Below are 24,709 nucleotides of genomic sequence, written 5' to 3' on the forward strand. Positions count from 1 at the left end.
GGCCAATGCCGTCCGGCATTGGCCTGTTTGTTATGGTTTGATAGAAAGCACCCATGCATCATATTCAGCAATTGGCCGCCAATATTCTGTTGCGCGTCGAATCCGGAACCAACCTGACCGAGGCGCTGGCCGAAGCTCAACGCAAGGCGCCGGAGTTGACGCCGTCCGAGCGTGGGGCTTTGCAGGATTTGACCTATGGCAGCCTGCGTCATTTGGCGCGGCTGCGTTTTTATTTGCGCCAGTTGGTGGCCAAGCCCTTGCCTGAGCCGGTGTTGGAGCGGGTGTTGATCGTGGCTTTCTATCAATTGCTGCATACCCGCGCCGCTGAGTACGCCGTGGTGAACGAGGCGGTGACCCTGGCCAGCCGGCTGGCCAAGGGCAATTTCAAGGGGCTGGTCAACGGCGTGCTGCGCAACTTCCTGCGTCAGCGCGCGGCGCTGGAGCGGGCGGCGGAAAGAGACATCGAAGCCAGCTTCAACCACCCGTTGTGGTGGATCAAGGGTTTGCAGCGCGCTTATCCCGATGCCTGGCAAGCCATTTTGGATGCCGACAACGGCCATCCTCCGATGACTTTGCGCGTCAATCGCCGCCATGGCGACGCCGCGGCCTATCTGGAGCGGCTGCGGGCCGCGGGACTGGACGGGGAGGCGCTGGACAGCGGTTCGATCAAGCTGGCGCGGCCGGTCAATGTGCGCGAGCTGCCCGGCTTCGCCGACGGCGAGGTGTCGGTGCAGGACTGGGGCGCGCAGCAGGCCGCGCATTGGCTGGATCTGAGCGCTGGCCAGCGGGTGCTGGACGCCTGCGCGGCGCCCGGCGGCAAGACCGGCCATATTCTGGAGAGCGCCAATGTCGAAGTCACCGCGCTGGACATCGACGAGCAGCGCTTGCAGCGTGTGGCGGACAATCTGGAGCGCATCGGCGCCACCGCGCGGCTGTATGTGGCCGACGCCGGCCAGCCGGCCGGCTGGTGGGACGGCCAGCCCTTCGACCGCATCCTCGCCGACGTGCCTTGCTCCGCCAGCGGCGTGGTGCGCCGTCATCCGGACATCAAGTGGCTGCGCCGCCCGGGCGATTTCGCCGCGCTGGGCGTGCAACAAGCTGCGATGGCCGATGCGCTGTGGCCTTTGCTCGCCTCCGGCGGCAAAATGCTTTACGCTACGTGCTCCATTTTCCCTGAAGAGAATCAGCAACAGCTAGACTCCTTTCTGAAACGCCATGCGGATGCCGCGTGCTTGAGACAGGAGCAGTTGCTTCCTTGTGAGCGTCATGACGGCTTTTATTACGCGTTGCTTGAAAAACGTTAGCCTGCTGCTGTGTTTGCTGGCCGGCCTCGCCATGGCGGCGCAGGCGGAGACCATCGGATCGCGTCGCGCTGAAGCCGAGGTGACGACGGACGGCCAGCTGTCCGTCAGCACCCGTTTTCAGACGCGGCTGACGCCCAGCCTCAGTGATGCGCTGGAGCAGGGCGTGGTGTTGCCGTTCCGGCTGGAGTTCCAGCTGACCAAGCCGCGGCTGACCGCTTACTATCTGAACTTCAGCGAGTGGTTCGATCCGCACGCCCAACTCGGCTTCAAGCTGTCCTATCAGTCGCTGACCAATCGCTATCGCGTCACCATCGGTGGCCTCTCCAATTACTATCCCTCCCTGCGTGAGGCGCTGGGCGCGGTGGGCGCGATCCAGGGCTGGCGAGTTCTCAACTCCGGCACCTTGGACCCGCGGGCTCCGGGGCGCGTTGCCGGCCAGGTGCGGCTATTGCTGGACATCGGCGAGCTTCCCAAACCATTCCAACTGAACGCGCTGGGCTCGGCGGATTGGTCGCTGTCGTCCGACTGGGTCAAGCTGGACGTAAAGGATGGCGGCTGATGCGTTACGCGGTGATCGCGCTGGCGACGCTGGGCGCCATCCTGCTTTATCTGCTGGCCTTGGCCACCGGTAACGCATCCAAACTCAACGAATACTACTGGTGGGTGTTCGGCCTGAACGGCCTCTTGCTCGCCACGCTGCTGGGCGTAGTGGCGCGCCAGTTGCTGCGGTTGCGCCAGCGGGTGCGGCAACGGGTGTTCGGCGCCAAGCTGACCCAAAAGCTGGTGATGATGTTCGCGGTGGTGGCCTTGGTGCCGGGCATTCTGGTGTTCACCGTTTCCGCCCAGTTCCTGACCCGCAGCATCGAAAGCTGGTTCGACGTCCGAGTCGAGTCGGCGCTGGAGCGCAGCCTGGGCCTGGCGCGCAATTCGTTGCAGTATGTGCAGGAGGATCTAGGCCGCCGCGCGCGTTCGGTTCAGGACGATATCGAATCCTTGCCTGAAAGCCTATTGCCGGCGCGGTTGGAGCGCTTGCGCGAGCAATTGGGATTGCGCGAACTTGCTGTCTATAGCCGCAGCGGCCAGTTGCTGGCCTTCGCCGGCGGGCTCAGCGAGCGAGTGCCTCCTCCGCTGTCGCGCGAGAGCATAGGCAAGCTCAAACCGCGTCAGACGCTGGGCAGTTACGAGAACGACGGCGGCAGCGGCCTGGTGCTGAAGTCGCTGTTGATTTACCGCAATCTGGACAGCCAGCAGCGTGTGTTGCAGGCCCTGCAATCCGCGCCAGGACGCATCGCCCAGGACGCGGAGCAGATCGAGACCGCGCGGGCGGAGTACCGCCAGCTGTTGTTGGGCCGCGAAGGCCTGACGACCTTCTACATGCTGACGCTGGCCTTGTCCGCGCTGTTGGCGCTGACCGCGGCGCTGGCTTTCGCCTTATTCCTGTCCGAGCGACTTTCCGCACCCTTGTCCGAGTTGGCCGCCGGCACCCGGGCAGTGGCGCAGGGCGACTTCTCCAAGCGCCACCCGGTGTACCGGCGAGACGAATTGGGCATGCTGACCACCTTGTTCAACCGGATGACGCAACAGCTAGAGGACGCGCGCCATGCCGCCGACCTCAGCCGCAGCGAGCTGGAAAGCAGCAAGCTCTACCTGGAAAGCATCTTGGCCAACCTGAGCGCCGGGGTGATCGCCTTCGGCGCCGACTGGCAGCTGCGCGCCGCCAATACCAGCGCCTCGCGCATTCTGGGCGTGGATTTCGCCGAGGTGTCGGATCAGGATTTCCCGCACTGGGCCACGTCGATTCCGGCGGTGGCGCCGCTGGTGGAATGCGTGCTGGAGTACGCGTCCAAGAACAGCGACAGCGACTGGAAAACCCAGCTCAACTATTTGACGGTGCAGGGCGAGCGCACCTTGCTGGTGCGCGGCGCCCATCTGCCGGAAGCGTCCGCAGTGGGGTACGTGGTGGTGTTCGACGACATCACCGAACTGGCGCGCGCCCAGCGCGACGCGGCCTGGGGCGAGGTGGCCAAACGGCTGGCGCACGAGATCCGCAATCCGCTGACGCCGATACAGCTGTCGGCCGAGCGCCTGGCGATGAAGCTGCAGGACAAGCTGGCCGGCGTCGACGCCGACATGCTGCGCCGCTCCACCGACACCATCATCAAGCAGGTGGGCGCGCTCAAGGCCATGGTGGACGCGTTCCGCGATTACGCGCGCGCGCCGCGCACCAAGTTGACCGAATTGGACCTGAATCAAGTGGTGCGGGAGGTGATGGCTCTTTACGAATCCAACTCTGCTGTTAAGATGGCGCTTGATGAAAGGCCGTTGATGATCATGGCGGATGCGGCATTGTTGCGGCAGGTTTTACATAACCTGATTCAGAACGCGCAAGATGCGGTCCTTGACGTTGACATCCCGATGATTCAAATTAGCAGCCGAAAAGAAGAAGGCTATGCGCTCGTTTGCGTGGAGGATAATGGTCCGGGCTTCGCTCCGGAGATCCTGCAACGCGTGTTCGAACCCTATGTGACCAGCAAGACCAAAGGCACCGGTCTTGGCCTGGCGGTGGTCAAGAAGATTCTTGAAGACCACCACGGGCAGATCAAAGTGGGCAATCTCGAACCCAACGGCGCGCGCATCCTTCTCTCCCTGCCATTGCTGGAGGCCTAATGCGTAGCAGCGATATTTTGATTGTTGACGACGAGATCGGTATCCGTGAATTGCTCTCCGAGATACTGCAGGATGAGGGGTACACCGTCGCGCTGGCGGAAAACGCCGAGGTAGCCAGACAGTTGCGCAACCAGACGCGTCCAGCGTTGGTGTTGCTGGACATTTGGATGCCGGATTGCGACGGCGTGACTTTGCTCAAGGAGTGGGCCAAGTCCGGTCAGCTGAACATGCCGGTGGTGATGATGTCCGGCCACGCCAGCATAGACACCGCGGTGGAGGCGACTCGCATCGGCGCTTTCGACTTCCTCGAGAAGCCGATTGCGCTGCAAAAGCTGCTGACCACAGTGCAGCGAGCGCTGAAGTACGGCGACATGCAGGCCAACACTTCGTTGAACCTGGACAAGCTGGGTCGCAGCGAGCCTATCCAGGAGCTGAAGCGGCAGCTGGAGCGCGTGGCCAAGGTCAAGTCGCCGGTGTTGTTGACAGGCGAGCCCGGCTCCGGCTTCGAACTGGTAGCGCGCTTCTTCCATCAGGGCAATACCCCGTGGGTGACGCCGGCCAAGCAGGAGCAACTGGCTGACGCCCCGCTGGAACTGCTGCAAAAGGCCAATAACGGCGTGTTGTTCCTGCCGGAGATCGGCCAGTACGGCCGCCGCGTGCAACAAGGGCTGCTGTTCCTGCTGTCCAAGCTGGACCGCTTCAATGTGCGGCTGCTGTGCTCTTGCAGCCGTCCGCTGCAGGAATTGCTGGTGGATCCCGAGTGCGACAACCGGTTGCTGACGGCCTTGTCCAGCGTGATCGTGCCGATTCCGCCGCTGCGCGAGCACTCCGAAGACATCATCTTCATTGCCGAGCAGATTCTGACCGAGTTGGTGGAGTCCAAGCAGGTGCCGGCGCGCAAGCTGACCACGGCCGCGCTCAACGCGCTTCGCCAGTACGACTGGCCGGGCAACCTTGAGCAGTTGCGCAGCATCATCAAGAGCCTGGCGCTGACTTCCGAGTCGGACGAAGTGGACGCGGGAGAAGTCAACAAGGTGCTGGCTCAGTTCCGCCACGAGAAGCCGGTGGAGGAGTCCGGTTTCGACTTCAACATGCCGCTGCGCGAATTGCGCGAACAGTTGGAGCGCCGTTACTTCGAATACCATATCTCGCTGGAGAACGGCAATATGAGCCGGGTGGCGCAGAAAGTCGGCCTGGAACGCACCCATCTGTATCGCAAGCTCAAGCAGTTGGGCATCAAGTTCGCCCGCAAGACGGTGGAAGAATAAGTCCGCTTTGCTGTTTGACGCATAAGAACGTGTTTACGATCTCGCGAGCTAAGGCGGGCCAAGACGTTGAGGCTGAGAAAGCGGAATGTACATGTGGTACATGAACATTTCGAACGTTGCTCTAGTCCAAACACAATTCCGCTGACGCGTAGCAGATCGAAAACAGTTTATAAGGCCAGCCGCATCCCGGCTGGCCTTATGCTTTTGGATGATGGCGCGACGGCGGCGTTCGGATTAGGCTAACAATCATGATTGAACTCAACGATGAGGCGCTTTTGCGCTATAGCCGGCACATTCTGCTGCCGGAGATCGACATTGTCGGCCAACAACGGCTGAGCCGGGCGCGCGCGCTGATCGTCGGCGCCGGCGGGCTGGGCTCGCCGGTAGCGCTTTATCTGGCCAGCGCCGGGGTAGGGCAGATCAGCATCGCCGACGACGATGTGGTGGAGTTGTCCAATCTGCAGCGTCAGATTGTTCATGACAGCGACAGCCTGGGGCGTTTGAAAGCGGAGTCCGCCGCCGAGCGGATGCGCTGCATCAATCCCGAGGTGGACGCGCGGCCGCTGGCGCGGCGGCTGGACCAAGCGGCTTTGGATGAGTTGGCGGCCGGTCATGACCTGGTGCTGGACTGCAGCGATAATTTCACTACCCGACATGCGGTGAACCGCGCCTGTGTGGCAGCCGGCACGCCGCTGGTGTCGGGCGCGGCGGTGCGTTTCGCCGGCCAACTGGCGGTGTTCGATCCACGCGATGCGGCGTCGCCTTGCTATCACTGCCTGTTTCCGGACGAGGGGGAGGCCGGCGACGGGCCATGTGCGACTTTTGGCGTGTTGTCGCCATTGGTTGGGGTGATAGGAAGCCTGCAGGCGGTGGAAGCGGTCAAGCTTTTGGCGGGCATCGCGCCGCATTTGGGGCGGTTGACCCTGTATGACGGGCTGAGCGGAGAGTTCCGCCAGATCAAGGTGCCGCGGGATCCGGCTTGCACGGTGTGCTCCGCGCGATGAGAAACGCCCCGGTGGACCGGGGCGTTTATTTTTGAGGGGGGGGGCTCACAGGTGCTGCCGCACCAGCTTGCGCACCTCCTCGAAGTCCATCACGCCAACATAGCGTTTGATGATCTTGCCCTGTTTGTCGATCAGGAACGTGGTTGGCGCTAATTGGATGTCGCCGAAAGCCTTGGCGATCTGGCCGTTGCTGTCCAGCGCCACGAAGAAGGGCAGCTGGTATTTGTCCACGAAGCTTTTCACGTAATTGGGCGGGTCGTAGCTCAGCGCCACCGCGATGGTTTCATAGCCCTTGCCGGCGAATTCCTGATGCATCTTCTTGATTTCCGGCATTTCCTCTACGCAGCCCGGACAGCTGGTGGCCCAGAAGTTGACCAGCACCACCTTGCCTTTCAGCGATTCGGTGCTGGCGGTTTGGCCGTTGAGCGAGGTGTAGCTGACCTGGGGGGCCGGCGAGCCGGCGAACAGCGCCATATAGGCGACGGCGGCGACCAGCGCGACGCCCAGCAGCGCGAGCAGACCTTTCTTCATTTCCTTGTCCTGCGGTAAGGTCCGGGCGCGGCCCGGACTGTTTATGCCATGACGATCAAGCCTGTTCGGCCAGCATTTGCTCCAGTAGTTCCTTCAGCTTGCCGTCCAGCGCCACCGCCTTGCCTTGTTTGGCGTCAAACACCGCGAAGGTGACGTCGGCCTCGGCCACCAGCTTGCCGCCGCCGGCCAGGCTCACGCGCTGATGCATCACCGCGCTGCGGGTGCCTATGCTCTTGACCCCGGTCTCGATCACGAGCTCGTCGCCCATGGTGGCAGGGTAGCGGTAGTCGATATTGATGTTGACGACCACCAGCGCCAGGCCGGACTGCAGGAACCAGGGGAGATCCCCGCGGCTCTCGAAGTAGTTCCAGCGCGCCTCTTCCAGAAACTCCAGATAACGGGCGTTGTTGACGTGGCCGTATAGGTCCAGATGGTAGCCGCGCACTTTGATCTTGGTATTGTGCTGCATGATGGTGTTTCTCCCTTGCTCGTGATGGCGCCCGGCGCCGCCATGGGCGACGCCGTGGCGCGCGTATGCTTATTCGCCCAGTTCCAGCGGCACGAAGGCCTCGCGCTCCAGCGCCTCGTCGACCAGGTCGGTGACGATGGAATGGATTTCCAGCGAGAACCATTGTTGGAACAGTTCCAGCGAAAGTTCTTCCGGCCACAGGGCGTCATCCTCGCACCAGTCGGCCAGCTCGGCTTGGAACAGCTGTTGATACCGTTCGAAAACGAAGGCTTGGGCGTCGGCGTAATCTTCCGCCGCCGGGATCAGCAGGGCGTTGCAGTCCTGGCCCAGGTGCGCCAACGAGATCTCCTCATCCAAGCCGCCGGGCAATGATTGCAGCCAGGCGTGGAAGGGGGCGAGGGGACGGATCAGGGCGATACTGCGATTGACTTCGTACATAGAGATTCCTTGATGATGTGTCAGCGACTGGATAGTTGGTTGTCGCGAGTGAAAACGAATTTTTGACGAATGCGTTGCGAGCTGTATTGTTCCGCGAGCGACGCCGGGAACGGCGGGTAGGGCGCGGCCAGTTCCACGATGCGACGCGCGGCCTCATCCAGCACGCCGAAGCCGGAACTGCGCAGCACGCGCACCTCGCGGAGGCCGCCGTCGGCGGCGATCAGCACTTCCAGCGTCACCGCGCCGTGAATGTTCTGGCGGCGAGCGGCTTCCGGGTAGTTGAGGTTGCCGATGCGCTCCACTTTGAGTCGCCAGTCTTCCTGATAACGGGCCCAGGGGTAGCCGCGGGCGCTTTCGGCCAGCTTGCCCTGTTTGCCGCCGCTTTCCTGTTCGTTGTCGGCGAGACCGCTGTCGCCCAATTGCCGGCTCATCTCTCCGACCTGGGCCAGCAGGCTGCCGGCGCTGACATGTCCGACCGTGCCGGATTGAGAGGGCGGCAGTGCAGGCTTTTTGCCTGCCTCCGGGGGACGGGCGATGGTTTGTTGCCGCGGGGAGGCGTCGGCGGGTTCGGGCGTGCCGGGATCGGCCGGGGCGGCGACTGGCTTAGCGCGATGGCTGGCAAGCTTGTCCGTCTGTGCGCTGTTGCCCGCGCCCAGGTTGTTCTGTTCCGCCAGCCGGCGGGTTTTGGGCGTCAGCCGGCTGGGTGTCTGGTTCAACTGCACATTGATGATTTGGGCGGAGGCGGGTGGGGGCGGGCTGGAACGCGGGCGCATCTCCAGGCTGAACAGCAGCGCATGGACCAGCAGCGAGGCGAGCAGCGTCAAGCACAGCGGCAGCATGGTGGCGCTGGAGGACGTGGACGAGGACGGGCTAGTGGACATGGATGGCTGTTGGCTTTCACCGGGTAAGCGGAGTTCGCCGCGGCTGTCGCCGCAGGCGGAACCGAGTGCAGCTGAAAGTGTAGCACGGCGGCCAGCAAAAACGCCGCGCTGAGCGCGGCGTGGCGGATGCCTCAGGGTCTGCGGATATTATTTTTCCAGCAGGCTGCGCAGCATCCAGGCGGTCTTCTCGTGAACCTGAAGGCGCTGGGTCAGCAGGTCGGCGCTGGGCTCGTCCGAAGCGCGCTCAACCACGGCGAAAATGCTGCGCGCGGTGCGACATACGGTTTCATGGCCGTCCACCAGTTGGCGGATCATTTCCTCGGCTTTGGGCGGGGCGCCGGCGGCTTCCTGGATCGCAGTCAGTTTGGCGTAGTCGGCGTAGCTGCCCGGCGCGTGGTGGCCCAGGGCGCGGATGCGCTCGGCCACGGCGTCCACTGCCAGAGCCAGTTCGTTGTACTGGGTTTCAAACATCAGGTGCAGGGTGTTGAACATCGGCCCGGTGACGTTCCAGTGGAAGTTGTGGGTTTTCAGATACAAGGTGTAAGTGTCGGCCAGCAGGCGGGACAAGCCATGAGCGATTTCCTGGCGGTCTTGTTCGTTGATTCCAATATCCATCGCGATATCCTCATAAGTGAAGGGAGAGCCGACGCCTCGTCGGCTGACGCCGGCGCTGGGTCTTTTGGACTACACTCTCCCGATTTGCGGGAAAAAATCATGAAACCTTGGCTGGACTGCCGTAACGGCACCATCCGTCTTACTCTGCACGTGCAGCCCGGCGCCAAGAAAACCGAGGCGGCGGGAGAACATGGAGACTGCCTGAAAATACGCTTGGCGGCGCCGCCGGTGGACGGCAAGGCCAATGCGGCCCTGCTGGCCTGGCTGGCGCAACGCTTCTCCGTGGCCAAGCGCGACGTCCAACTATTGTCCGGCGACAAGAGCCGGCGCAAGGTGGTTTTGCTTCAGTGCGAGGCCTCTGAAGAGGACGCTCTGCAGCGGCTGGACCTTCAGTGAAGGCGCCGGTCGGGCGGAGTGGTTTTGTCCACCCGAGTATATTCTCCATCAATGATGTCGGGGTCGGCGGCGGGGCCGGGCCCCTGCGCCGAGTGGGTATTGACGGCGATGCTGGGGCCTTTGAAAGGCAGCAGCAATAGTACGGCGGCCAGGTCGCTGATGACGCCTGGTATCAGAAACAACACACCCGCCAGCAAGTAGCGCAGCGGCCAGAGCAAGGAATACAGCGATACCCGGTCGCCCTGGCGCATCACACTGCCCAAGGTGAACAAGGCGCCGATCTGCTGATTGCGCAGCATCCACAGGCCCAGCAAGGAAGACAGTACGACGAACAGGAAAACGGCTAAACCTCCGAAGCGATCCGCCAAAGCCACCAGGGCGGCGATTTCTGCGAAGGGGTACAGCAACAGCAGGATGAGGAAGGTGCGCATGGGCAACTGAATCCGATAAGTGGGTGTCGCGATCAAGACGACGGACGAGTCAATCTGATCCCTTGTTGTACACATGGGTATGGCTGGGCGGCTTTCAAGGCCGGCTTGGAATTATCGTTCGGGCTTAGATGATATCTTGACGCTTCGGTTCCCGTTTCAATCCGGCTTTCCCGTGCGTGTCAGTGTCATTCTCATGAAAAAAAATACAAAAACCCGTTGACGACCCTGAACTGTTTCATTATAGTTGCGCTCTCTCTTGGGTCGTTAGCTCAGCTGGTAGAGCAGCGGACTTTTAATCCGTTGGTCGCAGGTTCGAATCCCGCACGACCCACCAGTTTCCGATACTGGAAATTGCCAAGAGTTTTGTTCGAGGGTCGTTAGCTCAGCTGGTAGAGCAGCGGACTTTTAATCCGTTGGTCGCAGGTTCGAATCCCGCACGACCCACCACGACAAACTCTTAGCGCTCAGGCTCGGGTCGTTAGCTCAGCTGGTAGAGCAGCGGACTTTTAATCCGTTGGTCGCAGGTTCGAATCCCGCACGACCCACCAAATTTATAGCAATCAGGCCAGTTCGCGAGAACTGGCCTTTTTGTTTTTGCTTTACCTCCCGTGTTCTGTGTTTCCTCTCCCCATGTTTGTCTGTGCCTTGACGGGTCTCGGTGCGTCAATGGCCTTGCTATGGTAAATTTGATAATGATTGTAAGAATCATTCGCATTATAATGGCGAGTTAACCGCATCATCCCGCCGTCCGCGCTGTCGAGCGCGGACCTTCGGTTTCGCATCAAATAGGAAACGCAGAGCATGACTACCGTTGTCGAGAACACCCGCACCCAGGACCTGAAAGCCCGCACCCACGAAACGCACGATGCGCTGGACCAACGCATCATGGCGAATCAGCCGTTCGCCACTCGTGAAAACTACGCGCGCTTTTTGCTGGCGCAATACCGCTTCCTGCGAGACGCCGACGCGCTTTACGACAATCCTGGGCTGGCGCGCTTGTTCCCGGATCTGGCCGAGCGCCGTCGTTACGACAGCATCGCCGCCGATCTGCGTGATCTGGACCGGCCGCTGCCGGAATTGCGCGAAGCGCCGATCAGCAGCACGCTGGACGTGGCGAGCGCGATGGGTTGGCTCTACGTGGTAGAGGGTTCCAAACTGGGCGCGGCAATTCTTTACAAGCTGGCTGGCAAGTTGGGCTTGGATGAGAACTGCGGCGCTCGCCACCTGGCCGGCCATCCGGATGGCCGTGCTCGTCACTGGCGCGCCTTCACCGCCGTGTTGGACGGCTTGCAACTGGACGAGGCGGCCGAGCAGCGCGTTACCGCCGGCGCGGTGGCTGCGTTTGCCTGCATGAACCGCCATCTGGATCAGGTGTACGCTTGAGTCATCCCGCGCGGCACCCCGCGGTGCGCTGGTTCTACTTGTGCGCCGGCGTGGCGATGCTGGTCTTGGGCATTATCGGCGCGCTGTTGCCGGTGATGCCCACTACGATCTTCCTGATTTTGGCGCTAGCCTGCTTCAGCAAATCCTCCCCGCGGCTGGAGCAGCGGCTATTGGCGCATCCGCGTTACGGACCGGGGCTGCGCCGCTGGCGCGAGCAGCGCGTGGTGCCGGTCAAGGCCAAGTGTTTTGCCGCGCTGGGCATGGGCATGGGTTTCGCCGCTCTGCTGCTGACGCGGCCGCCGCACTGGGTCCCGTGGCTGGTAGGAGCGATTGAGCTGAGCGTCTTGCTTTATTTGTTGTCGCGGCCTTCGCATGTGAAGCCGGTCTTGGCGCCGCAGCCGGATTTAGCCAAAACGCTTCCGCCGCGTTAAGCTTGTGCATCTACACCAAAAACGGGAGCTGTGTGATGAAGGTAAACGGAATCGTAGCGGTCTTGGCCGCACTGGCGTTGCCGGCGCTGGTTTTGGCGCAGACGGCGGATGAACAGCTGTTGGCGGCACAGATGTACTACCAGCAAGTGCGCGGCACGCAGCAAAAGGCGGATGCGCGTTTGGCGCAGGCCGAGTCCGACAAGGTTAAGGCGGAACAGCGTTTGGCGGAAGCGCAGGCGGGCTTGAGCGGGGCCAACGCGGAATTGGAGGCGGCGAAGTCGGCTCAAGCCGCCGCGGCGCAGATCAGCGAGGCGGCCACCAAGGCCTTGAACGAGGCTTGGCAGCGCAAGGACGGCGGACAGTAATGCGACCGGCTCGCTATTCGCCGCGTAATTGCCGGTAACGGTTCAGATCGTTCTGGGTTTTTTGGCGGAATGCGGCCAGCTCCTGTTGCTTGATGGAGATCTGCTTGGCCAGTTCGCTTTGTTCCGACTGCAGCACATGCAGATTGCGTTGGCTGTTTTGCGGTGGCGCTTGTTTGTTGCGCAGGCTATGGGCAATGTCCTGCTGAATGCCTTGAATCTGCAGCGTCAGGCCGCGGGCGCGTTGTTGTAGCGCGTCCAGCGCGCTTTGCAGCACAGCCTGTTGTTTGGCCCGCTCGGCTTGCAGTTGCTGCAGGTTGGCGTAGCTTTCCACCAGCGCGTTGTCGCGGCGGGTATTTTCCAGTTGATGGGCGTCGCGTTGTTTTTGCGCCGCTTCGGCGGCCTCTCGCGCTTGGCGCGCGGCGGGGCTTTCCGCCGGTTTGGTGACGGAACCCTGCTTGGAAAGCTCGGCAACGCCCTGCTGCTGACTCTGGAGCGGAGGTGAGTCGCTGTAATGCACTTTGCCGGACTCGTCCACCCACTTGTAGAGTCCGCCGGCATAGGCGACGGTTCCCAGTATCAGCAGCGCGAATCCGGCAAGCGGTTTCATCAGTCGTTGACTCCGTATTGCGCCCGGTAGGCGCGCACTGCGTCCAGGTGCGCCGCCAGTTCCGGACTATGTTCCAGGAAGCCGAGCAGGTCTTTCAGCGTGGCGATGGCGATGACCGGCAGGCCATGTTGCTGGGCTACTTCCTGCACCGCCGATAATTCGCCGCTGCCTCGCTCCATGCGGTCCAATGCAATGGCCACCCCCGCCGGTTCGGCGCCGGCGGCGCGGATCAATTGCACCGATTCGCGCACCGAGGTGCCGGCCGAGATCACGTCGTCGATGATCAGAACCTTGCCTTGTAGCGGGGCGCCCACCAGGGTGCCGCCTTCGCCGTGGTCCTTGGCTTCCTTGCGGTTGTAGGCGAAGGGCACATTGCGGCCTTGCTCCGCCATGGCCATGCACGCACCGGCTGCCAGGATGATGCCTTTATAGGCCGGACCGAAGAGCATGTCGAATTGCACGCCGCTTTCCAGTATCGACTTGGCGTAGAAGCGGGACAAGTTCAAAGTGGACAGGCCGTCGTTGAACAGGCCGGCGTTGAAGAAGTAGGGTGACTTGCGGCCGGCCTTGGTGATGAACTCGCCAAACTTCAAAACCTGCTTGTCGAGCGCAAAACGAATAAAATCCTGACGGAAATCGCTCATCGTTACTCCTTATTAACTGTTAACAGTTTGAACGGCTGAAAAAATTGCCGGCAAGCATATCACGGGAGAGTCTCTTGCTTCGAATCGTTTCCGCTAATTTGAACGGCATCCGCTCCGCCGATAAAAAAGGTTTCTTTGACTGGTTGGCCGGCATAGACGCCGACTTTGTCTGCGTGCAGGAGCTGAAGGCCCAGGCGGCCGACTTGTCCGAACGCATGCGACAGCCGGACGGGATGACCGGTTACTTCCACTATGCGGAAAAGAAAGGTTATAGCGGCGTGGGCCTGTATACCCGTCATCAGCCGGATGCGGTGGTGGAGGGATTGGGCGTTGATTGGATCGACGCCGAAGGCCGTTTTCTGCAACTGGACTTCGGCAATCTCAGCGTGATTTCACTGTATCTGCCGTCAGGCTCCAGCAGCGATGAGCGCCAGCAAGTGAAATTCGATTTTCTGGACGTGTTCATGCCACATCTGGAAACGCTGCGCGCGGCCGGCCGCGACATCGTGATCTGCGGCGACTGGAACATCGCTCATAACGAGATCGATCTGAAAAACTGGAAGGGCAATCTGAAGAACTCCGGCTTCCTGCCGGAAGAGCGCGCCTGGATGACCGACTTGCTGGACCGCGTGGGCTGGTGCGACGTGTGGCGCCGCCTGTACCCCGACACGCCGGGCTACACATGGTGGAGCAACCGCGGCCAGGCTTACGCCAAAGACGTGGGTTGGCGCATCGATTACCACATTGTGACGCCGTCGTTGATGGCGCAAGCTCGCAGCGCATCGGTGTATAAGGACGAGAAGTTCTCCGATCATGCGCCGCTGATCGTCGATTACGAGCGGAGCCTGTGATGTTGGACGAGGACGACGTCACCTTGATCACGGTGCCGGGGTGGGGCAACTCCGGCGCCGAGCACTGGCAGACCAGTTGGGAGCGCTGCTATCCGTTAGCCCGCAGAGTGGAGCAAGACGATTGGCTGTACCCGGAATGCGAGGCTTGGGTAGAGGGCATCAGGCGCACGCTGGAGCAGGTACCGGGCCGCTGGCTGCTGGCGGCGCACAGCCTGGGCTGTCATGCGGCGGCGGCCTGGTTGCGCACCTTGTCCCTGTCTGGACAGAAGCGCTTGCAAGGGCTGTTGCTGGTGGCGCCGCCGGCCTTGCCCATCAGCGAGGCGAGGGCGCGCGCCAGCGGCGAATTGCCGGATGACGCGCCCTTGCCTACGTTTGCCGGCTTCAGTGCGCCCACGCTGCGCTTGCCCGCCCCCGCCTTGCTGGTGGCCAGCCGCGACGACTTGTTCTGCGAGATGGCGGAGGCGGAGGCGATGGCCCGCGTTTGGGGCTGTCCCTTGGTTGACGCCGGCGCGAATGGGCATTTAGGCAGCGCCGCGCGTCTTGGGCATTGGCGCTTCGGCCAGGATCTGCTGCAGGAACTGATGCTGGCCTGAGTCTAGCGGGCGACCGGCCGCGTCGGATCGCTGCACCACTCGCTCCAGGAACCGGGGTAGAGCCGGGCGCCTTCGAAACCGGCGTGACGCATCGCCAGCAGGTTGTGGCAGGCGGTGACGCCGGAGCCGCATTGATGAACGATGCTCGTCGGATCGGCGTCGCCAAGCACGGCCAGCCATTCGGCGCGTAGTTGTTCCACCGGCTTGAAGCGGTTGTCGGCGTCGACGTTGTGCATGAAGAAGCGATTGGCCGCGCCGGGGATATGGCCGCCCACCGGGTCCAGTGTTTCGCCTTCGCCGCGGTAACGTTCGGCGGAGCGAGCGTCTACCACGGTGAAAGCCGCTTGCTCGATATTGGCCAGCACGGCGGAGGCGTCGACGGTGTCTTCAAGCGCCGGCCTGATCGAGAAACGGCAGGGGCGGCGTTCCGCGGCCTGCTTGTCTAGAGCGTAGCCGGCCCGGGTCCAGGCTTGGATGCCGCCGTCCAGTACCGCAACCGCGGAGTGCCCCAGCCAGCGGAGCAACCACCAGGCGCGGGCAGCGTATTGCCCGGCGGCGTCGTCGTAGGCGACGACCTGGGTGTCCGGCGTGATGCCGATTGCTCCGAAGTCCACGGCCAAGCGGCTGCCGTCGGGCAGCGGGTGACGGCCGTTGTCGCCGGTCTTGCTGCCGGAAAGGTGGTACTCCAGATTCAGGTAGTGCGCGTTTGGCAGATGGCCGGCTTCATAGACGGTCAAGCCATAATCCGCTTGTTCCAGCCGGAAGCGGCAATCCAGAATCACAAGGCGTTCAGCCGGCAGAGCCGCCAGTTGTTCCGCGGAGATCAAGGTTTGGTGCATGGCATTCCTCTTTCAGATTGGGGGGCTGCAGGTCCTGCGCTTGTCGAATCCGCTGCCTGATTGGCGGCATTGGGCGTGTTGATTCGGCCTTTTACGATGCGGAAGACCGCCAGCGGGTCTCGGAACCTGTTTACGATCTGCTACGTGTCGTGGAGCGTTGCACGGTGGGCGCGTCTTCAAAATGCTCGTGTGCCGTGTCTACACTCCGCTTTTTCAGCCGTTTTCGCTTTGACTCGCGAGAGCGTCAACACGCTCTCAGTGCAGGAGTTCGGCTTGATAAAGGCGAGAACAGGGCAGTTGCCGGTAGCTGCCGGGCTCCAGGCGCAAGGTATCCACTTGTTCCGCGCCATCCCGGCCGCAGCGGCGCAGGGCTAGCCAGTGACGTCCATCGGCGTCAATTCCGTCGACAGGCCAAGCCAGGCCGGATTCCGCGAAGAAGCGGTAGCAGGCTAAATCGGCGCCTTCGAGCCCGTCCGGTATCTGATCGACCTGGATCTGATAGTCCAGCCAGCAATGGCTCTGAGAAGAGGCGAACTGCCGGCGTAATTGTTCCGCCAGCTGCGGCCAGGCGCGCGGGGGGCCTTGGCGGCGGGCGGCCGCCCAGATCGGGGCGGGGAAATGGGCGTCGTCGGCGAAGCGGGGAATCACGTGCCAATGCAGGTGCGGCACCATATTGCCCAGGCTGGCCAGATTGATCTTGTCGGCTTGCGTGCAGCGCCGCAGTGCGGCTTCGACGTTATGGACCCAGTCCAGCAGGTGCAAACGGTCGCAGGGGGACAGGTCCGTCATTTCCTTGATGTGGGTCTTCCAGATCACCCGGCAGAAGCCGGGATAGCCTTCCTCGTCGACCAGTAGGACTTTTAGGCGGTCGTCTTCGTGCAATACTTGGCCGGACGGGCCACGGCACAATTCACAATCCATGATGGCGGCCTTCTGAAATGCGGGAACCTTATTGTAACGGTTGCCGCGAGCTTCGGCTAAACCCCGGTTCGCTGCTATCATTACGGAAATTATGATTTGAACTATTTATCATGCCTTCTGCCGTATGCCGTCGCCTGTGCGGTGTTCAGGCGCTGCGGCGGGCACAAATGGAGAGCTTGATGACGGATATGATGATTATTCTGGCGCTGATCCTGGCCAGCGCCTTTTTCTCAGTGTCGGAGATATCGCTGGCGGCCTCGCGCAAGATCCGTTTGCGTCAAATGTTGGACGAGGGCAACGACAACGCCGGAAAGGTCTTGGCCTTGCAGGAGCATCCAGGCCATTTTTTCACCGTGGTGCAGATCGGCGTCAATGCGGTGGCTATTCTCGGCGGTATTGTCGGCGAGGCGGCGTTCACGCCTTTCTTCGCCCGGGTGCTGGGTTTTTTCTTGTCCCCCGAACTGGCGCAGAGCCTGGGTTTTCTGGCTTCCTTCCTGCTGGTGACCAGCCTATTCATCCTGTTCGCCGACTTGACTCCCAAGCGCGTGGGCATGGTGGCGGCGGAGTCTGTGGCGGTTCGCATTGTGCGGCCGATGCTGTTCATGGTGCTGCTGTTCAAGCCGCTGGTGTGGTTGTTCAATGAAATGTCCGGCGTATTGCTGCGTTTGGCGGGCATGCCCACCAGCCCGCGCGACGAAATCACCAGCGACGATATTTCGGCGATGATGGACGCCGGCGCTGAAGCCGGCGTGCTGCATCGGCAAGAACATCAAGTGATTGAAAACGTATTCGAACTGGAAAGCCGGCTGGTGCCGTCGTCGATGACGCCGCGCGAGAGCATCATCTACTTCACCTTGGACGAGGGAGAGGAGAGTATTAAGTCGAAAGTGGCCGAGCAGCCGCATTCCAAGTTTCTGGTCTGCGACAACGGTATCGACAATGTGGTGGGCTACGTCGACTCCAAGGACTTGCTGCGGAGGGTGTTGGCCGGGCGCGCAATCTCCTTGAAGGAGCCCGGTTTGTTGAAAACGGTTCTGATGATTCCGGATTCCCTGACCTTGTCGGAATCCTTGGATCAATTCAAGGGCACCCGAGAGGACTTCGCCGTCATTCTGAATGAATATGGTTTTGTGGTGGGTCTGATTACCCTTAACGATGTGATGTCCACGGTGATGGGTGACCTAGTGGGGCAGGGGCAGGAGGAACAGATCGTCAAGCGCGACGAGAACTCCTGGCTGGTGGACGGCATCACGCCTGTGGAGGATGTGCTGCGGGTATTGGAGATCGACGAATTGCCCGACGATCAGAACTACGAGACGGTAGCGGGTTTCATGATGTATATGCTGCGCAAGATTCCGCGGCGCACCGATTGCGTGCAATACGCAGGTTACAAGTTCGAGGTGGTGGACATCGACAACCACAAGATCGATCAGATTCTGGTCACGCGGGTGGCCAGCAAGGAGCCGGCGCAAACTTGAGCTTTGTACGATCGGTTACATGATTTAACACAGGCCTCACAGACTGCGGCGAGTCGGCTTGCATATGATGAATACAAGGATGCACCAGGACGGTGCCCTGACAACCGCTAAGTCGCAGATTTGGAGAAACACCATGAAAAAAATCGCCGCACTGATTCTGGCTTCCGTACTCGGCCTGACTTCCGCTGCCTCCTTCGCCGCCGACGCTTCCGCTCCGGCCGCCAAGGCTGCCGCTCCGGCGCATGCCAAGAAGCATCACGCCAAGAAGCACCATCACAAGAAGCACGCCAAGAAAGCGGCTTCCGCTCCGGCCGCGCAAAAAGCCCAAGCAGCCAAGAAGCATGCCAAGAAGCATCACCACAAAAAAACGCATGTGAAAAAAGCGGCTTGATTCTGCGGCTACAGGCAGGGTATCGAAAGGAGGCTACGGCCTCCTTTTTGTATTGTTGGCTGGCTGTTTTAGGGTGTGATTAAAAATGTAATGGTTTTGTAGTGGCATGGCTTTGTGAAGTCTCTGCTTGTTCTGTGAAGTTTTGTCTCCAATTGCCAACAGGCAACCCTCCTACGCTTGGATTGTTTTCTTTCTGAGGAAACAGTCCTCTCCAACTGCGTTTTTTACGTCCTTTTTTCCGCTTTATTTGCGATAAATTCCATCAAATCAACGAAATTATGATTTTTTGTCACTTTTTGTGCACCCGCCGCATCAGTATCAACGTAAGGCAATCATTTTGACCTGTTTTAACTGTTATTAAGGACAGGTTGGTGAAATTTGGGTTGGCAGTCGTGGAGTGATTGCTCGAATCTGATACCACTGTAATACCACATGTCCGAACTAAAACGCCGGCTTGCGGTGCTGCAGCGGGGACAGCATGACGCTGCCGTGATCACTGACAGAATTGAGGAGGTCCGAATGTCGAAACTTTCGTTGACGTTGTCGGCGCTGTTTGGAGGGGCTGGCTTGTTGTTGAGCAGCGCGGCGGCGTTCGCCGCGCCGGCCTGCAGCGCGTGGAGCAATGCGCAGACCTATAACGGCGGCGATTACGCCTTGTACGCCAACAAGACCTGGCGCGCCAAGTGGTGGACGCAGAACAATCAGCCGGGCGCGGATCAATGGGGACCGTGGGAGGAGAGGCCGGCTAGCGAATGCACCCCGGGCGGCGGCGACCCCGGCCCCGGGCCGGGCACGGGCGTGCCTCCCGAGCCGACGCCGACGGTGGGCCGCCATGTTGGTTCCTATTTTGCGCAATGGAGCATTTACGGCCGTAATTACAAGCTGCGCAATCTGGTGGACGCAGGCGGCGACAAGAAGCTGACCTTCCTGAACTACGCTTTCGGCAATGTCTACGCCGACGGCAAATGCGGCATGGTGACTCGCGCGGAGAACGGCAACGGCGATGGCGGCGACGCTTGGGCCGATTACCAGAAGTCCTTCGGCGCCAACGAGTCGGTGGACGGCAAGGCCGACACCTGGAGCGACCCGTTGCGCGGCAACTTCAACCAATTGCGCAAGTTGAAGCTGGCCAACCCCTCGCTGAAAGTGCTGATTTCGCTGGGAGGCTGGACCTGGTCTAAGAATTTCGGCAAATTCGCCGCCACCGACGCCGGCCGCAAGGCCATGGTGGCATCCTGCATCGACCTGTACCTGAAAGGCAATTTGCCGGTGGGCGAGAACGCCGGCGGCGCCGGAGCGGCCAAGGGGGTGTTCGACGGCATCGATATCGACTGGGAATACCCGGGCGGCGGCGGTCTGCCGAGCAATAGCGTGGACCCCAACGACAAGCAGAACTTCACCTTGCTGATGGCGGAATTCCGCAGCCAGTTGGATGCCTTGACCTCGCAGAACAAGCGTCGATACTACCTGACCGCGGCCATTGGCTCCGGCGTCGATAAAATCCGCCAGACCGAGCCGGCCAAGTACGCGGCCTACATGGACTGGATCAATGTGATGACCTACGACTTCAACGGCGGCTGGGACGCAAAAGGGCCGACCAACTTCCAGTCCAATCTGTTCCGCGATCCGGCCGCTCCGGTGACCGGAGATCGCGTTTACTACAATGTGGACGACTCGATCCAGACCTTGGTCAAGGCCGGCGTGCCCAAGACCAAGCTGAACGTGGGCATCCCGTTCTATGGACGCGGCTGGGCCGGCGTGGCGGCTGGACCCAAGGGCGATGGCTTGTACCAGGTGGCCACCGGCGCGGGCAAAGGCACTTACGAAGCCGGCATTGAGGACTACAAAGTGCTGAAAACCCGCTCCGCCAAGCAGTTTGTGCACCCAGTGAGCAAGCAGCTGTGGACTTACGACGGCAACGAGTTCTGGAGCTATGACGACCCTGCCACCATCCGCACCAAGCTGGACTATGTGCGTCAACAACAGCTGGGCGGGGTGTTCAGCTGGTCCTTGGATGGCGACGACGCCCAGGGCTCCTTGCTGAAGACCACCAGCGAAGTGCGTCAGGATGCCGCCGCGGCCAAGAAGAAGGCGGCGGCCAAGACCTCGGCCGCATCGCCGCTGAAGTAAGCCGGCAGCCGCTATAGAGACGCCGCCGGGCATGCCCGGCGGTTTTTGTTTAAGAGTGTGTTTACGATTTCGCTCTTGCTCGTGAGATCGTAAACACGTTCTTACAACAGCACGCGTTCGATGCCCCCGTCACGCGCTTGCTCCACGTACTGCTTCAACCAATCCGGGCCCAGCACATGCTTGGCGATTTCCACCACAATGTAGTCGGCCTCGGTGCCGGTATCCGGGCTATAGCGCGACAGACCTTGCAGGCAGGACGGGCAGGAGGTCAGGATCTTTACCGGTTGGGCCGGTTTGGCGCCGCCGGTCAGGGTTTGCAGATTCTTGTTGATTTCCTCTTCCTTGCGCGAGCGAACCTGGGTGGCGATGTCCGGCCGGCTGGCGGCGAAGGTGCCGGACTCCCCGCAGCAGCGGTCCGAAAGGGCCACGCCGCCGCCCAGCAGTTCATTGACCACCTTCATCGGCTGGTAGGCCTTCATCGGTGTATGGCAGGGATCGTGATACAGGTACTGCTGACCGCCGACGCCGTCTAGCTTGACGCCTTTTTCCATCAGGTATTCATGGATGTCGATGATGCGGCAGCCGGGGAAGATGTCCTCGAAGCGGTATTGCGACAACTGGTCGTAGCAGGTGCCGCAGCTGACCACCACGGTTTTGATGTCCAGATAATTCAGCGTGGTGGCCACGCGGTGGAACAACACCCGGTTCTCCGTGGTGATGGCGTCGCCCTTGTCTTGATAACCGGCGCTGGTTTGAGGATAGCCGCAGCACAGATAGCCGGGCGGCAGCACTGTTTGCGCGCCGACATGCCACAGCATGGCCTGGGTGGCGAGGCCGACCTGGCTGAACAAGCGCTCCGAACCGCAGCCTGGGAAGTAGAACACCGCTTCAGCGTCTTCCGAGAGCTTGGGGTTGCGGATGATGGGCACGATGCTGGCGTCTTCCACGTCCAGCAGCGCGCGCGCGGTTTTCTTGGGCAGGCCGCCGGGCATGGGTTTGTTGATGAAGTGGATCACCTGCTCCTTGACCGGAGCCTTGCCGACGGTGGCCGGAGGTTGCCGGGTCTGGGAGCCTATCAGCCCCAGGCGTTTACCCATCGCGTTGCCCAGTCGTTGGGCTTTGTAGGCGATGCCGACCAAGCCTGTGCGCAGCGCCTTGATGGTGGCCGGATCCTTGGCGGTAAGAAAGGCCATGCCGACGGCGGTGCCGGGGTTGAAGCTCTTGTTGCCGGTCTTGCGCAGGAAGTTGCGCATGGCCACCGAAACATCGCCGAAGTCGATCTTGACCGGGCAAGGTTTGACGCAACGATGGCAGACCGTGCAATGGTCGGCCACGTCGGACAGTTCCTCGAAGTGCTTGAGGCTGACGCCGCGGCGGGTCTGCTCCTCGTAGAGGAAGGCCTCGGTCAGCAGGCCGACGCCGAGGATCTTGTTGCGCGGCGAGTACAGCAGATTGGCGCGCGGTACGTGAGTGGAGCACACCGGCTTGCATTTGCCGCAGCGCAGGCAGTCCTTGATCGAATCGCTGATGGCGCCGATGTCGGACTGTTCCAGAATCAGAGACTCGGCGCCCAGCAGGGAGAACGACGGGGTATAGGCCATGGCGAGGTCGGCGCCGGGCAGCAGTTTTCCGCGGTTGAAGTGGCCGTTGGGGTCCACTTGCTGTTTGTAGGCGCGGAAGGGGGCGATTTCCTCCTCGCTGAGGAATTCCAGCTTGGTGATGCCGATGCCGTGCTCGCCGGAAATCACGCCGCCCAGCGCGCGCGCCAGCGCCATGATGCGTTCCACCGCCTTGTGCGCGGTTTGCAGCATCTCGTAGTCGTCGGAGTTGACCGGCAGGTTGGTGTGGACGTTGCCGTCGCCGGCGTGCATGTGCAGGGCGACGAAGACGCGGCTGCGCAGCACTTTTTGCTGGATGGCGCGGATGGCGGCCAGAATGGGGCCGTCGGTGTTGCCGGAGAACAGTTGTTCCAGTTCCGCCTGCATTTCGCGCTTCCAGCTGACACGCACGACCAGATCGCGCAACGCGTGAAATACGGTGTCCGGAGCGGCGGCGGCGTCTTCCAGCGGCGCGTGCGGCCAGCGTTCGCGGTATTCGTGGAAGGGACGGTCAAGGTGTTCCAACAGCCACTGCCAGCGGTCGCGAGTGATGGCGAGCTGGGACAACGCCGAGGCGCGGCGGTCGCCGATCAGCTCTTCAGACGGCAGATTGGTGTCCAGCTTGTCCACTGGCAGCCGGCCGTGGAAATACTCGGTCAGGGTGTCGAGCAGGCGCAGCTTGTTCTGGATCGACAATTCGATGTTGATGCGCTCGATGCCGTCGCTGTAGTCGCCCAGCCGCGGCAGCGGAATCACCACGTCTTCGTTGATCTTGAAGGCGTTGGTGTGCTTGGCGATGGCGGCGGTGCGGCTGCGGTCCAGCCAGAAGCGCTTGCGCGATTCCGGGGTAATGGCGATGAAGCCCTCGCCGTGGCGCGCATTGGCCAGCCGCACCACTTGGCTGGCGGCTTCCGCCACTGCATCCTCGTGGTCCGATACGAGGTCCGCAATCAACACCATCTTGGGCCGGCCCTTGCTTTTGGCCTTGGTCACATAGGACACCGCGCGCACATAGCGCCAGTCCAGATGTTCGAGGCCGGCCAGCTGCACGCCGGCGGCCAGTGCGGCGCCGCCGGGCTTGAACAAATCGGTGATTTCGACGATGGCCGGCGTGGCTTCGGCCACGGTGCCGAAGAATTCGAGGCAGACGGTGCGAATATGCTTGGGCATGCGGTGCAGCACGAAGCGCGCGCTGGTGATGATGCCGTCGCAGCCTTCTTTTTGCACGCCGGGCAGGCCGGCCAGGAATTTGTCAGTAACGTCTTTGCCCAGGCCCACTTTGCGGAAGGCGCTGCCGGGGATGTCCAGCTGACGGCTGGATACGACGGTGCGACCGTCATCCTTGAGCTGGCTGATGCGGAAGCGGGCGACGTCGACGTCGTGGATCTTGCCGTAGTTGTGGCCCAGGCGTTCAATGAATTGCCATTGGCCGTCCGCGTCCACCATTTTCCAGCTGGCGAGGTTGTCCAGCGTGGTGCCCCATAGCACTGCTTTCTTGCCGCCGGCGTTCATTGCGATATTGCCGCCGATACAGGAGGCCTCCGCCGAGGTGGGATCCACCGCGAACACCAGGCCGGCTGCCGCCGCGGCCTCGGCGACGCGGGCGGTGACCACGCCGGCGCCGCACTGTATGGTGGCGCGGGGGCCGTCCAGGCCGGGCAGCTCAATCTGTTCGACGCCGAGGTGGCGGTCCAGCTTCTCGGTATTGATCACTGCGCTCATGCGGTCCAGCGGCACCGCGCCGCCGGTGTAACCGGTGCCGCCGCCGCGGGGGATGATGGTGAGGCCCAGCTCAATACAGGCGCGCACCAGCGGCGCGATTTCAGCCTCGCTGTCCGGGCTCAGCACCACAAACGGATATTCGACTCGCCAGTCCGTCGCGTCGGTGACGTGGGCGACGCGGGACAGGCCGTCGAACTGGATGTTGTCGCGGCGGGTGAGCCGGGACAGCTTCTTGAGAATTTTGGCGCGCAGCTCGCGGGTGTCTTCGAACTGTTCCGCGAAGCGCTCGACGGCGGCGCGCGCCGCCGTCAACATTTTGCCGACCTTGTCGTTGCCCTCGCGGCGCTTCTCCACCTCGGCCAGCCGGTGGCGCATCGCGTCCACCAAGGCCGCCAGCCGCTTTGGGTTGTCCAGCAGATCGTCGACCAGATAGGGGTTGCGGTCCACCACCCAGATATCGCCCAAGACCTCGAACAGCATGCGGGCGGAGCGGCCGGTCTTGCGTTCGGCGCGCAGCTCCTCCAGCAGTTTCCACATCGGCGCGCCCAGCAGGCGGATGAAAATCTCGCGGTCGGAATACGAGGTGTAGTTGTACGGGATCTCCCGCACACGGGCTTGGGTGGTGGTGGTCATTGTCCGTGCAGCTGTCATTATTGGAAAAACGTCCACCAGTGTAGCCCAATTGTTGCGTTGCGAAAAACCCGCATTCACTAGGGATTTCCTTCTTTACTTCAAGATATTGGGGCGGATTG

The 24,709-nt window shown here is 61.7% G+C and carries 25 protein-coding genes and 3 tRNA genes; 17 read left to right on the forward strand and 11 right to left on the reverse strand.

The window, feature by feature from the left end; all coding sequences use genetic code 11:
• The first annotated feature begins 53 nt into the window (after positions 1-53).
• The 5 genes from rsmB (at position 54) to moeB (ending at position 6,243) form a co-directional block, all read left to right on the forward strand.
• Positions 54-1,304 (forward strand): 16S rRNA (cytosine(967)-C(5))-methyltransferase RsmB, encoded by a 1,251-nt coding sequence (gene rsmB, locus MOV80_RS10215; RefSeq protein WP_043592330.1) that lies wholly within the window; start codon positions 54-56, stop codon positions 1,302-1,304.
• Positions 1,267-1,863, forward strand: coding sequence for a DUF4390 domain-containing protein (locus MOV80_RS10220; protein ID WP_039756103.1), 597 nt, complete (start codon positions 1,267-1,269; stop codon positions 1,861-1,863). The genes rsmB and MOV80_RS10220 overlap by 38 nt, the downstream gene beginning before the upstream one ends.
• Positions 1,863-3,971, forward strand: a complete 2,109-nt coding sequence (locus tag MOV80_RS10225) for an ATP-binding protein (protein ID WP_043592329.1) — start codon at positions 1,863-1,865, stop codon at positions 3,969-3,971. The genes MOV80_RS10220 and MOV80_RS10225 overlap by 1 nt, the downstream gene beginning before the upstream one ends.
• Positions 3,971-5,239, forward strand: a complete 1,269-nt coding sequence (locus MOV80_RS10230) for a sigma-54 dependent transcriptional regulator (RefSeq protein ID WP_019100015.1) — start codon at positions 3,971-3,973, stop codon at positions 5,237-5,239. Before MOV80_RS10225 ends, MOV80_RS10230 begins: the two co-directional genes overlap by 1 nt.
• 248 nt (positions 5,240-5,487) lie before the next feature.
• Entirely contained in the window at positions 5,488-6,243 is a 756-nt protein-coding gene (gene moeB / locus MOV80_RS10235; RefSeq protein WP_043592327.1) for a molybdopterin-synthase adenylyltransferase MoeB, read from the forward strand.
• A gap of 45 nt (positions 6,244-6,288) precedes the next feature.
• On the opposite strand, the gene MOV80_RS10240 is transcribed toward moeB, so the two are convergent.
• From MOV80_RS10240 to MOV80_RS10260, 5 genes are all read right to left on the reverse strand, one after another.
• Complete coding sequence (locus tag MOV80_RS10240) at positions 6,289-6,774, reverse strand: TlpA disulfide reductase family protein (protein ID WP_043592325.1); 486 nt, start codon at positions 6,772-6,774, stop codon at positions 6,289-6,291.
• A gap of 55 nt (positions 6,775-6,829) precedes the next feature.
• Positions 6,830-7,243 carry a thioesterase family protein gene (locus MOV80_RS10245; RefSeq protein ID WP_118266402.1) on the reverse strand — a complete coding sequence of 138 codons (414 nt, stop codon included), beginning with the start codon at positions 7,241-7,243 and terminating at the stop codon, positions 6,830-6,832.
• A 69-nt stretch (positions 7,244-7,312) separates the two neighbouring features.
• Entirely contained in the window at positions 7,313-7,681 is a 369-nt protein-coding gene (locus MOV80_RS10250) for a VacJ (protein ID WP_081555036.1), read from the reverse strand.
• 20 nt (positions 7,682-7,701) lie between these two features.
• Positions 7,702-8,562: an energy transducer TonB gene (locus MOV80_RS10255; RefSeq protein ID WP_081555037.1), complete on the reverse strand. Its 861-nt coding sequence runs from the start codon at positions 8,560-8,562 to the stop codon at positions 7,702-7,704.
• A 147-nt stretch (positions 8,563-8,709) separates the two neighbouring features.
• Positions 8,710-9,177 (reverse strand): Dps family protein, encoded by a 468-nt coding sequence (locus MOV80_RS10260; protein WP_019100310.1) that lies wholly within the window; start codon positions 9,175-9,177, stop codon positions 8,710-8,712.
• Positions 9,178-9,276: 99 nt separating this feature from the next.
• Between MOV80_RS10260 and MOV80_RS10265 the strand changes: the two genes are divergently transcribed.
• The gene (locus MOV80_RS10265) at positions 9,277-9,573 is read left to right on the forward strand and encodes a DUF167 domain-containing protein (RefSeq protein ID WP_019100311.1); all 297 of its coding nucleotides are present in this window, start codon (positions 9,277-9,279) and stop codon (positions 9,571-9,573) included.
• On the opposite strand, the gene MOV80_RS10270 is transcribed toward MOV80_RS10265, so the two are convergent.
• Positions 9,567-10,004 carry an FxsA family protein gene (locus MOV80_RS10270; RefSeq protein WP_043592319.1) on the reverse strand — a complete coding sequence of 146 codons (438 nt, stop codon included), beginning with the start codon at positions 10,002-10,004 and terminating at the stop codon, positions 9,567-9,569. The two genes, MOV80_RS10265 and MOV80_RS10270, sit on opposite strands and share 7 nt — an antisense overlap.
• A gap of 258 nt (positions 10,005-10,262) precedes the next feature.
• On the opposite strand from MOV80_RS10270, the gene MOV80_RS10275 reads away from it, so the two are divergent.
• The 6 genes from MOV80_RS10275 (at position 10,263) to MOV80_RS10300 (ending at position 12,183) form a co-directional block, all read left to right on the forward strand.
• A tRNA-Lys gene (locus tag MOV80_RS10275) sits at positions 10,263-10,338 on the forward strand.
• A gap of 37 nt (positions 10,339-10,375) precedes the next feature.
• Positions 10,376-10,451 (forward strand) — tRNA-Lys (locus tag MOV80_RS10280).
• 25 nt (positions 10,452-10,476) lie between these two features.
• Positions 10,477-10,552: transfer RNA gene (locus MOV80_RS10285), tRNA-Lys, on the forward strand.
• A 253-nt stretch (positions 10,553-10,805) separates the two neighbouring features.
• Positions 10,806-11,387: a biliverdin-producing heme oxygenase gene (locus tag MOV80_RS10290; RefSeq protein ID WP_118266405.1), complete on the forward strand. Its 582-nt coding sequence runs from the start codon at positions 10,806-10,808 to the stop codon at positions 11,385-11,387.
• Positions 11,384-11,818 (forward strand): YbaN family protein, encoded by a 435-nt coding sequence (locus MOV80_RS10295; protein ID WP_233620821.1) that lies wholly within the window; start codon positions 11,384-11,386, stop codon positions 11,816-11,818. The genes MOV80_RS10290 and MOV80_RS10295 overlap by 4 nt, the downstream gene beginning before the upstream one ends.
• 35 nt (positions 11,819-11,853) lie before the next feature.
• Positions 11,854-12,183, forward strand: coding sequence for a hypothetical protein (locus tag MOV80_RS10300; protein WP_052370440.1), 330 nt, complete (start codon positions 11,854-11,856; stop codon positions 12,181-12,183).
• 13 nt (positions 12,184-12,196) lie between these two features.
• Here MOV80_RS10300 and MOV80_RS10305 read toward each other — a convergent pair whose 3' ends face one another.
• Entirely contained in the window at positions 12,197-12,790 is a 594-nt protein-coding gene (locus tag MOV80_RS10305; protein WP_019100591.1) for a DUF4124 domain-containing protein, read from the reverse strand.
• The gene (gene pyrE / locus MOV80_RS10310) at positions 12,790-13,434 is read right to left on the reverse strand and encodes an orotate phosphoribosyltransferase (protein WP_019100590.1); all 645 of its coding nucleotides are present in this window, start codon (positions 13,432-13,434) and stop codon (positions 12,790-12,792) included. Before pyrE ends, MOV80_RS10305 begins: the two co-directional genes overlap by 1 nt.
• A 74-nt stretch (positions 13,435-13,508) precedes the next feature.
• Between pyrE and MOV80_RS10315 the strand changes: the two genes are divergently transcribed.
• Positions 13,509-14,285, forward strand: coding sequence for an exodeoxyribonuclease III (locus tag MOV80_RS10315; RefSeq protein ID WP_039753942.1), 777 nt, complete (start codon positions 13,509-13,511; stop codon positions 14,283-14,285).
• Positions 14,285-14,878 (forward strand): alpha/beta hydrolase, encoded by a 594-nt coding sequence (locus tag MOV80_RS10320; RefSeq protein WP_019100588.1) that lies wholly within the window; start codon positions 14,285-14,287, stop codon positions 14,876-14,878. Before MOV80_RS10315 ends, MOV80_RS10320 begins: the two co-directional genes overlap by 1 nt.
• Positions 14,879-14,880: 2 nt before the next feature.
• On the opposite strand, the gene MOV80_RS10325 is transcribed toward MOV80_RS10320, so the two are convergent.
• Both MOV80_RS10325 and MOV80_RS23555 read right to left on the reverse strand, forming a co-directional pair.
• Positions 14,881-15,717: a sulfurtransferase gene (locus MOV80_RS10325; RefSeq protein ID WP_019100587.1), complete on the reverse strand. Its 837-nt coding sequence runs from the start codon at positions 15,715-15,717 to the stop codon at positions 14,881-14,883.
• 255 nt (positions 15,718-15,972) lie between these two features.
• Positions 15,973-16,638, reverse strand: coding sequence for an HIT family protein (locus tag MOV80_RS23555; RefSeq protein WP_118268583.1), 666 nt, complete (start codon positions 16,636-16,638; stop codon positions 15,973-15,975).
• 179 nt (positions 16,639-16,817) lie between these two features.
• Here MOV80_RS23555 and MOV80_RS10335 point away from each other — a divergent pair, with 179 nt between their 5' ends.
• The 3 genes from MOV80_RS10335 to MOV80_RS10350 all read left to right on the forward strand — a co-directional run bounded on the left by MOV80_RS10335 (position 16,818) and on the right by MOV80_RS10350 (position 20,637).
• Positions 16,818-18,116 carry a hemolysin family protein gene (locus MOV80_RS10335; RefSeq protein ID WP_019100585.1) on the forward strand — a complete coding sequence of 433 codons (1,299 nt, stop codon included), beginning with the start codon at positions 16,818-16,820 and terminating at the stop codon, positions 18,114-18,116.
• Positions 18,117-18,174: 58 nt separating this feature from the next.
• Positions 18,175-18,507 carry a hypothetical protein gene (locus tag MOV80_RS10340; RefSeq protein WP_205422980.1) on the forward strand — a complete coding sequence of 111 codons (333 nt, stop codon included), beginning with the start codon at positions 18,175-18,177 and terminating at the stop codon, positions 18,505-18,507.
• Between the two features lie 519 nt (positions 18,508-19,026).
• Positions 19,027-20,637, forward strand: a complete 1,611-nt coding sequence (locus MOV80_RS10350; protein WP_118266410.1) for a glycosyl hydrolase family 18 protein — start codon at positions 19,027-19,029, stop codon at positions 20,635-20,637.
• A 101-nt stretch (positions 20,638-20,738) separates the two neighbouring features.
• On the opposite strand, the gene MOV80_RS10355 is transcribed toward MOV80_RS10350, so the two are convergent.
• Entirely contained in the window at positions 20,739-24,590 is a 3,852-nt protein-coding gene (locus MOV80_RS10355) for a DUF3683 domain-containing protein (RefSeq protein ID WP_118266413.1), read from the reverse strand.
• Between the last annotated feature and the right edge of the window lie 119 nt (positions 24,591-24,709).

The organism is Chromobacterium sp. IRSSSOUMB001 (assembly GCF_023507765.1).
GTDB classification, from domain to species: Bacteria; Pseudomonadota; Gammaproteobacteria; order Burkholderiales; family Chromobacteriaceae; genus Chromobacterium; species Chromobacterium haemolyticum.